The sequence below is a fragment of the Zobellia russellii genome, from assembly GCF_044597075.1.
Classification (GTDB): domain Bacteria; phylum Bacteroidota; class Bacteroidia; order Flavobacteriales; family Flavobacteriaceae; genus Zobellia; species Zobellia russellii.
In genome coordinates this window covers 4,218,367-4,230,662 of sequence record NZ_CP139000.1, presented here as the reverse complement: position 1 = coordinate 4,230,662, position 12,296 = coordinate 4,218,367, and the positions used below count along the sequence as shown (strand labels likewise).

General features: G+C 37.0%; 12 protein-coding genes. 8 read left to right on the top strand and 4 right to left on the bottom strand.

The genetic code is table 11. The features are described 5' to 3' along the window. Positions 1–20: 20 nt before the first annotated feature. Positions 21–431 carry an arsenate reductase family protein gene (locus SJY45_RS17395; RefSeq protein ID WP_400072373.1) on the bottom strand — a complete coding sequence of 137 codons (411 nt, stop codon included), beginning with the start codon at positions 429–431 and terminating at the stop codon, positions 21–23. A 74-nt stretch (positions 432–505) separates the two neighbouring features. Further along, the gene (locus tag SJY45_RS17390) at positions 506–2,089 is read right to left on the bottom strand and encodes a hypothetical protein (protein ID WP_400072371.1); all 1,584 of its coding nucleotides are present in this window, start codon (positions 2,087–2,089) and stop codon (positions 506–508) included. Positions 2,090–2,302: 213 nt separating this feature from the next. On the opposite strand from SJY45_RS17390, the gene SJY45_RS17385 reads away from it, so the two are divergent. Then, positions 2,303–2,881: a hypothetical protein gene (locus tag SJY45_RS17385; protein ID WP_400072369.1), complete on the top strand. Its 579-nt coding sequence runs from the start codon at positions 2,303–2,305 to the stop codon at positions 2,879–2,881. 21 nt (positions 2,882–2,902) lie between these two features. Here SJY45_RS17385 and SJY45_RS17380 read toward each other — a convergent pair whose 3' ends face one another. Continuing rightward, complete coding sequence (locus SJY45_RS17380; protein WP_400072367.1) at positions 2,903–4,420, bottom strand: GH3 auxin-responsive promoter family protein; 1,518 nt, start codon at positions 4,418–4,420, stop codon at positions 2,903–2,905. Between the two features lie 195 nt (positions 4,421–4,615). Between SJY45_RS17380 and SJY45_RS17375 the strand changes: the two genes are divergently transcribed. Both SJY45_RS17375 and SJY45_RS17370 read left to right on the top strand, forming a co-directional pair. Then, positions 4,616–6,001, top strand: coding sequence for an exonuclease domain-containing protein (locus SJY45_RS17375; protein WP_400072365.1), 1,386 nt, complete (start codon positions 4,616–4,618; stop codon positions 5,999–6,001). 680 nt (positions 6,002–6,681) lie between these two features. Continuing rightward, a complete protein-coding gene (locus SJY45_RS17370) occupies positions 6,682–7,401 on the top strand; it encodes a suppressor of fused domain protein (protein WP_400072363.1) in 720 nt (239 codons plus the stop codon). Positions 7,402–7,425: 24 nt separating this feature from the next. Here SJY45_RS17370 and SJY45_RS17365 read toward each other — a convergent pair whose 3' ends face one another. After that, complete coding sequence (locus SJY45_RS17365; RefSeq protein WP_400072361.1) at positions 7,426–8,025, bottom strand: hypothetical protein; 600 nt, start codon at positions 8,023–8,025, stop codon at positions 7,426–7,428. 345 nt (positions 8,026–8,370) lie between these two features. Between SJY45_RS17365 and SJY45_RS17360 the strand changes: the two genes are divergently transcribed. The 5 genes from SJY45_RS17360 to SJY45_RS17340 all read left to right on the top strand — a co-directional run bounded on the left by SJY45_RS17360 (position 8,371) and on the right by SJY45_RS17340 (position 12,225). After that, positions 8,371–8,679 (top strand): helix-turn-helix domain-containing protein, encoded by a 309-nt coding sequence (locus SJY45_RS17360; protein ID WP_400072359.1) that lies wholly within the window; start codon positions 8,371–8,373, stop codon positions 8,677–8,679. Positions 8,680–8,681: 2 nt separating this feature from the next. Then, complete coding sequence (locus SJY45_RS17355) at positions 8,682–10,040, top strand: DNA cytosine methyltransferase (RefSeq protein WP_400072357.1); 1,359 nt, start codon at positions 8,682–8,684, stop codon at positions 10,038–10,040. Continuing rightward, the gene (locus tag SJY45_RS17350) at positions 10,040–11,095 is read left to right on the top strand and encodes a hypothetical protein (RefSeq protein WP_400072355.1); all 1,056 of its coding nucleotides are present in this window, start codon (positions 10,040–10,042) and stop codon (positions 11,093–11,095) included. Before SJY45_RS17355 ends, SJY45_RS17350 begins: the two co-directional genes overlap by 1 nt. A 139-nt stretch (positions 11,096–11,234) precedes the next feature. Next, positions 11,235–11,774 (top strand): ASCH domain-containing protein, encoded by a 540-nt coding sequence (locus SJY45_RS17345; RefSeq protein ID WP_400072353.1) that lies wholly within the window; start codon positions 11,235–11,237, stop codon positions 11,772–11,774. 22 nt (positions 11,775–11,796) lie between these two features. Then, entirely contained in the window at positions 11,797–12,225 is a 429-nt protein-coding gene (locus tag SJY45_RS17340; protein WP_400072352.1) for a hypothetical protein, read from the top strand. Positions 12,226–12,296: the final 71 nt, after the last annotated feature.

The window sequence follows — 12,296 nt, the reverse complement described above, 5'->3', positions numbered from 1 at the left end:
AGAATAGATTCTTAATCTTATTAATTATAAGGCTTGTCTAGCGCAGCACTGTCATCATCCATAAACTTTACAAAATCCGAAGGATTGTGAATAGGAATAAATCGTTCTCCTTTTATAACTACCGGAAAAGCTAAAGTTGATGGGGATTTCTCCAGAATACGCAACCAATCATGCTCATCCAAATCTACCTTCTCGTTCCCATATTTTTCTTTAAAATCAGGATGATTCTGATTTACCAATTTTCCCACAGGTACGTTCATATTATGTGCAATTTCCGCCCATTGGGTACCCGTTACATTTGTTTTTGAAATATCTATAGCCAGAATATCTTCATCTGCAGATTCTACGTAAGCATACGTTTGTTTACCGATTGAATTTTCTGAATTATAATATAGCGTTATCTTCTTTTTATCTTTTGAAATGACTCCCATATCCTTGAATTTTAGTTTCTAAATTACCTTCTTCAAAGTACTTTTTCCCTGCCTTGTAGATTACCTCTAAAAAATTAATTTTTTCTCCTTTTATTTTTTCCGTTACCTATAATAGTAGAAGTCAAGCCGTTATTAACATTTAACCACAGATAATTAAAAAAGGACTTTGTGGGGTCTCTTTCTGCTTCAATACCGCCATATCTGTATCCGTTTTCATCGGTATTGGAGCCGTCGTTTACAAATATTCTTCCTATTGCCGTCAATACTTTATTTATGCGCAGACGGTCTTTTTTTAAGATAGAAAATTCAAAATCTTCATACTTCATTTTCATATCGCCTGCGGACGAAACCGCATCTCCGCTTATGGTAAAGTAGAGTTCTTGAATTTCGCCTTTGGCACGTACCCGTAAATTGGATTCTAAAAAAGGATTGATGTTCTTTGAATTAAAACTTTTTACGGTACCGGAAGCCAAAAATGCATCTCTGGTATTTTTAGCGTCAAACGACCAGTTTAAGGTTATTGGGGCTTCGCCCATGAGCAAAGCTTTGGCGGCAACACTCGTTTTCTCCTTTCGTTCCGGTACATTTTGAATGTGAAGGATTTTAGCATTTACATCACCAAAAACAATTTTACCGGGAGTCGTTTCCCTATTCACTCGCTCACTATAAGTAATTGCGCCATCCTGTATCTCTATTTCGGGAACATCTAGCTGTATAGGCAGTTTACGAATGGCTTCGCTGTACATTTTCTTTCTCTCTAAATCATCGGCCACTAGCTTATCTCTGTACATTTCTAAATTGGGTCCCTGCAAAGTCCCCTTTCCCGTACGCACCCAATATCTAGCATCGGCATAACCAAAAGCAATCTCATCAAAATCTACTTGGGGAATTTTTAAATCTATATAGTCATGTTCTTTTCGCAAGTGCGCAGACAGCTTGGCCTTACTATATTTTGATTTTAGTTTTAAGTCCGTTACCCGGAGATGACCTTGGTCCAAATGAATTTCATTTACGTTTAGCGCCTCGTAAGGACCTAAATCCGCGTAAAGCGAATTCCCATTAAATTTTACATCGGAATAAGCAACGGGAATCTTGGAATTAATACGACTCCTATCTGTAACAACCTCATCCATTTCAAAAAAAACCGAGTCCAATTTCATAGCCACACTATCTTCTGGGTTCTTAAACAGGGTTACAGAACCATTCTTGATGTTGATGTGGTCTATATGAATGGACTTTTTAAGCCCTATACTATCATTTTTTGATTTTGTGGCCTTGTCTTCTTTTCCTTTTAAATAGTGTTTTAAAACCGGCTTATCTACATTGATATTAGTGAGCGTTATTTTCTTGTTGAAAAGAAACTGCCAATAGCCCAACCCCACAACCTCCAATGCTTCTATTTTTGCGGATGCCCTAGGCCTGATAGAATCCGAAATTCCAATGTTCAAATCAATAGTATTCAGTTTTGCCGTTCCGGTCAAAACGTTTACATCTATGTCTTCATATGCCAATTGAATATGTGGTGGCAATTTGGTCTTTAAAAAATTCGCGATGGCATCCTTTGCTAAAAGCTGGGCCCCAAGTAAGGCCAGGGCCACGAGTACCAGTAATACCAAAATGATACGGGAAATAATTTTTATGGTTCGCTTCTTATGCATTGTTCAAGTTTAATTTGGCAACGAAACCCTTAGGCATCCTCCCCAATTTTAAAATTCCCTCTTTAAACCTTAAAATGAGTGTGCTTTCCAATTTATAATTAACCGGTTAGGTAAAAGGGTTTTAATCTACAGCAGGGTTTTATATATTATGTCTCATTAATGTAAACACGTATAATTTAGGTTTTGTATCAATTTAAACTATTCATATTCTTCATGGCTTTTGTCCAATTAAATGCACAACATACAGTTCCCGATGTCATAAAAAATGAGGCCCGGATTGCGCTATCGCACTATCCAGAATTGGAACAAACACCCATAACTTTTAAAATCGTAAAGAAGATCAAGCAATCTACCATGCAGGCGCAGCCCAAATTCAACAGTCTTTTTAGAGGACGAAAGAAGCGTGCCTATGTTATTCTAATAAGTGAAAAAATAAAGATTTCCGATACCGTCTTTTTCACCAAAGATGTACCAAGTGCCATTATGATCGGTTGGTTGGGGCATGAACTGGGGCATGTAATGGATTACAGGAACCGCAGTACCCTAAATCTTATTTGGTTTGGCCTTAAATATTCATTTTCCGGCTCATATATTAAAGAAGCCGAACGTGCGGCGGATACTTTTGCCGTTGCCCACGGAATGCACGATTATATTCTAAAAACGAAACATTTTATTCTGGATCATGCCGAAATTGAAGAAAAGTACAAAGAACGTATAAGACGTTATTACTTGTCTCCCGAAGAGATTATGGCCATTGTAAAAGAAAGGGAGACTACTGAAAAGAAACCCTAATCTCACTGTTATAGCTCGCCCCTATGGATTCACAAAAGCTTCCCATTCCTTAAATTTCTCCTCGCCCATAACACGCTCCATTTTTACTTGTCCACCTTTCTTTTTATTCTTTCCGTTCCAGTCATGAAAAACGGATGGCGGCACGGTTACGACCTTTACCCCCTTTAAAGCTTTGGAACGTGCCACTTTATAGTTCTTGTTGGCATTTTTAAGAGATTCGTCCAACGCATTGGCCAATTCAATAGCATCTGCTTTGTCTTCCGTGCCCAGATACCAGCAGTGATAAAACTCACCATCTATTCGTTTGGCGCATAAGGTATATTCCGGGATACGGATACTGAATTTTTCTTCCAACTCCTGCACTCCGGCATCCATTTTATTTACTGATAATTGAGAACCCACCGTATTCAGGAAGAACTTAGTTCTACCCGTTATTTTTATTTCTGCGCGTTCTACATTCGTAAATTCAATGGTGTCCCCTATTAGGTAGCGCCACGCTCCGGATACGGTGCTTATGATTAGTACGTAATCCTGACCTTCTTTAACTTCGGAAAGTTTTAAGGAGGGCGCATCATCACTTAACGAACCATCTGGCTGAATGTATTCCGGCTCAAAAGGAACAAATTCAAAATAGATACCGGAATCCGTAGAAAGTTGCATGGCATCAGTTTCGGGTCGGGCTTGAAATGCTATAAATCCTTCCGAAGCCAAATAGGTATCTATTACGGTTACGGGTTTGCCCAGCAACGCGTTAAAACTCTTTTTATACGGCCCAAAAGCCACCCCGCCCGAGGTATAGACCTGCAGATTGGGCCAAATCTCGTGAATATGTTGCAAACCATGATAGTCAATAACTTTCTGTAGCATCAACTCTATCCAAGAGGGAATACCGCTTAATGCGCCGATATCCCAATTGGGAGCTTCTTCCGCTATTTTTTGCACCCGCTCGTCCCAATCATCGATTTCGGCAATTTCTTCGCCTGGCTTATAATAACCCCTGAACCAAGTTGGTATGTTACTGGCACTTATGCCACTGATTTCCCCTTCTTCGTGACCTTCTACCTTGTTCAAATCCGTAGAACTGCCCAACATTAGAATTCCGAGCTCAAAAAAATCAGGAGGTAAGTCAAAATTGCTCAAGGCAAAAACCTGCTCTACCCCTGTACTCCGGATCGCATCTATCATATCATTCGTAACCGGAATTCTTTTACTGGTTTTTCCTGTAGTGCCAGAACTTAAGGCGAAGTAATCCGGTGTTCCCGGCCAAGTTACATCCTCTTCTCCTTCGTGTAGTTTTTGCCACCATTCCTTATTGATTCGGTTATAATCAAAATAGGGAACAGATGCAGCAAAAGCATCCGCAGGACTTCTGGATTCGCGGATAGCCTTAAAATTGTAATGCTTTCCAAAAGCAGTGTTTTCGGCCTTTTTTAAAAGCGCTTCAAGTACGGCTTCCTGTTCCTCAACCGGGTTTTTAGTTCCTGTGAGCTTATCCCTTGCATCAATAAATCCTTTTATAATATGTCCTATGATCGGCATGTGAATCGTTTTGTGTAAAAATAATCCTAAACGGATTGGAGACTGTTCTTTATGCAATGTTTGATTAACCCAAACGACCGCTTTTTACCCCTATTTTTTTGTTGAACTCCTGTCCCCTTTTGGCCATAACGTTAAACTTTTTAAAGCCGAAAGAAGTTTGTGTAATTTTATGGTCCAATTCCACCACACATACATTTGTACAGCATAGTAGACATAGAGACTACCGGCAACGGTATTAAGGGTAACAAGATTACCGAGATTTCCATATTTATATTTGACGGTCATGAGATTGTAAATGAGTTTACCTCTTTGGTAAATCCGCAATCTGAAATTCCCTATTTCATAACACGATTAACGGGAATTGATAATGACATGGTCCGTGATGCCCCTACGCTTGACGAAATTGCGGAAGACATTCTAAAAATTACCGAGAATACCATTTTTGTGGCCCACAGCGTTAATTTTGACTACAACGTAATTAAAAACGAGCTGAAACTCTTAGGGTTGGATTTTATACGAAAGAAACTCTGTACGGTTCGTCTATCCCGTAAACTTTTGCCCGGCTACCATTCCTATAGCCTAGGCAAATTATGTTCTTCGTTAAATATACCTTTGACGGATAGGCACCGTGCCCGTGGAGATGCCCATGCCACTACCCTACTTTTTAAAAAACTCTTGCGTGCAGATGGTGCCGCACAAGTTTTTAAAACCTTTCTAAACGCCCGCTCCCAAGAAGCCACTTTACCTTCGGCATTACCCAAGGAAGCTTTTGAAAAGTTGCCTACGGCACCTGGTGTGTACTACTTTAAGAACGGAAAAGGAAAAATCATTTACGTAGGCAAGGCCATAAACGTCAAAAAACGTGTACTCAGCCATTTTTACGATAAATCTTCCAAAGAAATAGCCCTTTGCCAAGCAACCGCGGATATTGATTTTGAACTTTCCGGAAGCGAGCTTTTAGCACTCTTAATGGAATCAGAAGCTATAAAACACCATTATCCGGAATTTAACCGCGCTCAGAAAAGAAAGATTCAGCCGTATGGTATATTCAGTTATGAAGACCGGAACGGCATTATGCACCTGGCGTTCAATAAACTGAAAATGGCACCCAATTCTGTGTTGACGCTCTACGGCCCAACGGACTGCCGTTTGTTCATAGAGGAAATCTGTAAAAGTTTTAGGCTATGCCCTAAATACTGCCACTTACAGGAGAACGTTAAAAGCTGCAACCATTACCGGTTAGAAAGCTGTGATGGCATTTGTAGAGAGGAAGAAGATATTGCTCTATACAACGAAAAAGTACAATTGGCCTTGCACCATATTAAAGCGCAGAAAGAAGATTTTGTCATTAAGGAAAAAGGGCGGAATCCGGAAGAACAGGCTTTTGTTCTGGTAAAGAACAGTACATACATGGGGTACGGTTTTATAGGCGGGGAAGAAACAATTACTACGGACCATGAATTGGAAACTTTTCTAGTACAACAGAACAACACTCTAGAAACGGAGAGTATAATCAAGTCCTATATCAGTAAAAATCCGGGTAAGATTATGGTGTTAAAAAGTGAACATCAGGGCAGCTAGCGCTTAGGCTATTTATTCAGTTTCCTGTACATAAGAATTACGAACAACAACCATACACTAAATATGACGATTACAACAGTGGTATATATCCATATAGCATCCATAAGTTTGGTTTCAGTTGGTACAACAGTTTGGCGGCTTTAACGGACTAAAAATATTGGCTTAAAAAAAGTCAATCAATTTGTAATCCAATTCCTACTAAAGATAAGTAATAAGATGTAAAAACATCTCATTAGCTTTATGATTGTCTTAACATTTGCAAAAATTGCAAGAAAAAAGCGCTAAGCCTGTCTTATTCGCAACAAAAAGTAACTTAAATGCACAAAATCAATAAGATACGGTTACTATTTTCTGCCACTATTTATAAAAAGAATAATCATAACCACCAGAGCTATACATACCAAAGCAAAAATGGCGATCATAACAATACCGTTGCTATAGTTAACGAGAGGTAAATTTTGTGAAATCATAGGTCAATTATTTATAACTCCACAAATCTATAGTAGACCTACTACCCAAACTATGATAATTGTCAGGGTAGCCGGTTTTTAGAAAATAGAACACAATTCCGTAATTGAATTTGTCAGAAATTTCTAGTATTTTTCGTTTAGCAAATCATGTAATGTATCTATTAACCTGATCTGCAATCGTATAAATTTAGTTGTATTAAGTATTCAAAGATGGAAAAATCAGAATCAGGTTCCCCCATATACCATTATAAAGAAACCGATAAAAAAAAGTTTGAAGGTGCATCTGGGGAACCATCAATAGAGGAGATATCAAATCATATAGAAAAAAACATTGGTGAAATTCACATGGTATTCCATGAACTAGTTTCTGATCAGGTACATATTGATGTACACTGGGTGAAGCCAACAAAGGAAAGACCTTTTCATACTTTGGTTACATCGGGGATGAGTGATAAACCCATGAACACACCTGATGGAGTTGAAGGTTGTGATTATGCCGAACTAAGTATCTGTCTCCCCGAAGAATGGAAAATATCCGATGAGGACTTTAAGGATGAAAAAAATTACTGGCCTATCCGATGGTTAAAATATCTTGCCAGATTTCCTCATGAATATAACACCTGGTTAAGTTATGGGCACACTATACCCAACGGAAATCCCGCAGAACCTTTTGCAGAGAACACGGGCTTAAATACAATGATGTTGTTACCGACCATTGTATTGGGAGAAAATTTCCATACGCTAAAGCTTCAGAATAAATCAATTAATTTTTATTCGTTGATTCCCATATATACTGATGAAGTAAATTTGAAAATGAAAAAAGGGGTTGAAGCACTTTTTGATGGATTCGACAAGTTTCAAGTAACGGATATTCTCCAAATTGATAGACCAAATACGGTCAAAAAGAAAAAACTGTTCGGGTTGTTTTAAAGATACAATCCCTAATCAAGGTATTTAATTGAGCCTATTTTTTTGGTATTTTTGAATGAGTTTCCTAGCTCCTTTGAGCATAATCATATGTGAACTTGGATTTATTGAAGGTATGCTTTTATCATCTGGGAAAATGGGCTCTTGGTTGGGGAGTGTTTTTCCGTACACTTGAGAAGAAGAAATAAGTTCTCCCGAATTCAAATCATAAATTGATATGGAAACCGAAGCCCTGTTGCTTGAGGTCTCCCCTTCAAAACTGATGGAGCCAGCACCATCACTAATTACATTACCCCCTACGTTAATAATATAGTCACAATCGGTAGCTGTTTTTAGGTCTTCTAGCTCTACGTCCGATAAGTTGAACTTAATTTCAGGAGCTATTAATTTTGACGCTCTTAACGTATGTATCTCAATTAATGAATCGCCCAGTATTTTTTTGAAATCCTCAACCGAGTTGTAATACAATTTGTTATCAAACTTTTTTGAGTTGGATACGGTTCTATTCATAATCCATTTTCCTGTACTGAAATCCAACTCCTTTCCTGTATCAAAAAAATAATCGTATTTGGCACTACCACAAGAATAAAAGGCACAAATAATAACAAAGAGAGCTAGTTTCTTCATGTAAGATTTTACGTTAAAAATTGAGTAAATGTAATTATTTATTCCATTCAAAATCATAAATAAAAACCGTAAAAAATACAGGTTGGCTATAGCTCTAAAACATTGAAGATATGTCGAGAAGGGAAGAAAACGGGAGAAAAATTCATCGCTAATGTCTTAAACCATCTTATACATTTCTCATACTGACTGCAAGTGTTTTTTTTACGGTCTTACCTCGTCCTTAAAAACCTAAAAAGGCCGAAATTAACATTTGCCCATTAAAATACTAAATACAAATCTCAATTTCTTGCTTTCCAAAATTTCACGAACTATATTTGACATATATTGTCAAGTTATATTTTTCAAATGGAAACAATCGGACAAATTTTACGGAATAAAAGACAAGGCCTCGGACTTCTTTTAAGACAAGTTTCGGCCTATGTCGATATTGACCAAGCAATATTGAGTAAAATCGAAAGAAATGAGCGAAAACCCACAAAAGAAATGTTGGAGAAACTTGCTGAAATCTTAAAACTTGATAAAGACGAGCTTTTAGTACAATTTATAAGCGATAAAATTGCATATGAAATAGCAGACGAAGATTGTGCAAGTAAAGTACTAAAAGTTGCGGAGAAAAAAATCAAATATTTAAAATCACACCCAATACAAAACTAACTATGCGAACATTAACAACCGATACAGAAAATACCAGCATAGTTGAAGAACCTCAATTGGCAGTAAAATTTTATCCTAAAACAGAAAAAAAAGAACAAAAGGGAAAATCGACCTTAAATATGCTTTCTTTATTTTCTGGTTGTGGAGGAATGGATTTAGGTTTTGAGGGAGATTTTTCAGTTTTAAAATCTTCTGTAAACGAAGTTTTAAATCCTAACTTCATAAACAAAGAACTGGAAAACAACTTCGTAAATCTTTCAAAAACACGTTTTAAAACAGTTTTTGCAAACGATATTTTAAAGGACGCAAGAAATGCTTGGGTAAACTACTTTTCAAAAAGAGGACATAATGCAGAAAATTACCAAACAGATAGCATAGTCGATTTGGTAAAGCTACATCAAAACGGAACAAAGGTTTTCCCGAAAAACATTGACATTGTAACTGGTGGTTTCCCTTGTCAAGATTTTAGTGTTGCTGGAAAAAGAAACGGACTTAATTCACATAAAAATCACAAAGGAGAACTAAACACAGAAACTTGTGCAACAGAAGAAACTCGTGGTCAGCTTTATATGTGGATGAAACAAGTTATCGAAATAACTCAACCAAAAATTTTCATTGCAGAAAATGTAAAAGGTTTAGTAAATCTTTCAAACGTCAAGGACATTATTCAAAATGATTTCTCTTCTGCAGGAGATAATGGATATCTAGTTTTAAATCCTCGTGTTTTACACGCAGCCGATTATGGTGTTCCGCAATCAAGAGAACGAGTTTTCTTTATTGGTATAAAAAAATCTGCATTAAAAAAATCCGCTCTCGAACAATTAGAAAAAGAAGACATTTCGGATAAATACAATCCGTATCCTAGACCAACTCACGCTTACACAACTGACGGAGAGGATTTAAAACGCCACGTAGATTTAAAAGAACTTTTCGCAAACGTAAAGGAACCTGAAAAATCAAAAGATTTATCTCAACAATTTTACTCGAAAGCAAAATTTATGGGTAAGCATTGTCAAGGACAAATAGAGATAAGGCCAGATGGAATTAGCCCAACAATTAGAGCAGAACATCACGGAAACATAGAGTTTAGAAGGCTATCTAAAAAAAATGGAGGGGTTTTAACCGAAGAACTTTCGAAAGGTCTTAAAGAAAGGCGTTTGACACCTAGAGAATGTGCTTTAATTCAAACTTTTCCACCTGATTATGAATTTGTAATACCAAATAAAAACGGACGCAAAGGTTCATATTTGGTTAGTCCATCAAAGGCTTATAAAGTAATTGGCAATGCTGTTCCACCACTACTCGCCTATAATTTGGCTAAAAGAATAGAAAATGTTTGGGATTTATATTTTAAGAAATAATGGTAGTCTCTGTTAATCCTGAACCGCACAAAAACGAATTCTACACATTGCTTAATTCAACAATCGATGTGCTTAATGCGGATGCAATAAAATCACCAATCGAAATAGAAAAGCTAAAAGGAACAAAGCTTGAAAATTATGCTGGTGGAGTGATGTCAGAATTGGCAATAGGAACACCATTTGAAAATTCAATAAAAGTAATTGGCGGACAAAAATTCCCTGACATTGTAGCCAAGAAATTTTATGGTATTGAAGTTAAAACTACTACACAAAATCATTGGAAAACAACAGGAAATAGTGTCCTTGAATCAACAAGAGTTGAAGATGTCGAACGAATATTTATGCTTTTTGGTAAACTTGGAAAACCTATTGAATTTAGGTGTCGAGCTTATGAAGAATGTTTATCAGAGGTTGTTGTCACACATTCGCCAAGGTATTTAATCGATATGAACTTGGAAAAGGGAAAAACCATTTTTGACAAAATCAATACACCTTACGATACTTTGCGTCAAAAGAAAAATCCGATTAAACCAATAACAGACTACTACAAAAGCAAGTTAAAACCTGGTCAAGATTTGTGGTGGATTCAAGACACAGAACAAGCAAGTAATCTAGTTATAAATATTTGGAACAACTTAAGCTTAAAAGAAAAGCAAGAGATTAAAAACAGAGCAATGGTTTATTTTCCAGAAGTTTTTAGTAATCGTGGAGATAAATTTGCTCGACTTGCAATATGGCTTGTAACACGAGAAGCTGTTGTTTGTCCGAATGTGAGGGATTTATTTACTGCTGGAGGAAAAGCTGATTATTTGATTAAAAATAAAACGTATAATAACATTCCTAGAGTATTTATTAAGTTATTTGATAATATACAATCTGTTTTAGAAATTTTAATTAACACTTCTACAATTGAACTAACAGAATATTGGAATGAAAAAACGACCGAAAAGAAAAAAATTATGGATTGGATTGAGTTGGTTGGAATGAACTCAAAGTCAGTTCAAGGAGCAAAGCATTTAGACATAAAACAGATGTTATCGGAATTAACTAACTGATTTATTTATTTAGAAGCTTTACATATTTTCTCTTCTCATAAGTTTTCTCTCAAGCTCAAATTTAGACCTAAACTTATCTTGAAAATTATCCCCTCTAAACCTAATATTTTCACATACCAATAGTTACCCATTTAGCAATATGAAACACCTCATCCTAATCGTCTTTCTAATTTTGGCCAGCTGTAAAGGCGAAACTAAAACGGAGCAAGAGGTTGCTGTAGACCCATCCGTTCCGGAAATGTGGGAGGATTTTATAACATCCCATCCAGAGTTCAAGGGTGAAGAACAACCAGAATCTTGGTTTTTTCATAACAATAAAGCAGATGCCGATCGGCTCGCAAAATTGGTCTCAACAGGCAAAAAGCAAGCAGGTTCCGGACTGTATGCTTGGTACGAAGAAGCCAACGCAGATTTGCCCTCCGTAGGCACCCAACACATCATCACCAATTTTGACGGAAAAGCACAAGCTATAATTAAAGTAACAAAAGTAGATACCATTCCCTTTAATGAAATATCAGAAGCATATGCTGCGCTGGATATGGGAACAACGGATGACCCTCTCAATAAGTGGAAAAAAGCCCATTGGGATTTCTTTTCTAGCGCAATAAAAGAAGGTGGAAAAAAACCAACAAAAGATATGCTTATTGTTTGCGAGTGGTTTGAAACCGTATGGCCCTAAGCTCAAAACACTTGTTTCACTCATGAAGCCAGACCAAAAGAAGTCTAATGAATCGGTTCCAACAACCATGCAGATGGAATTGGAGCAAAGATTTCCGGTATGGAATTCCATTTCGGAACTCTACTTGGATACGGAGCTACAAGATTATAATTACGACACCATAACCCGCACTTTTATTAACTCCGGCTTTTCTCTAGAGGAATTAAAAGCAATTGACCGCCACGAAGTTTTTCCCGTACTCAAAGCTAACCTATTGAACATCTTTGGCGAATGGAGAGGTTTTGACGAGCAATGGTTGAACGAAGAATGCACCAAGAGTTATTTAAAAAGAGAGAACCGCTGGTTTAAGTATAAGAACCAGTTTTACGATTATTTTTTGTTCTCCATGCGAAAAGACCACTGGACCGATATTGAAAACCGAATGCAAATACATAGTGCCAATGCCAAATAGCACCCCAAGATTATCTAAAATCCAGAAAACAAAAACCCCCATTGCTCCTCTAAAACAATGGGGATTTTATC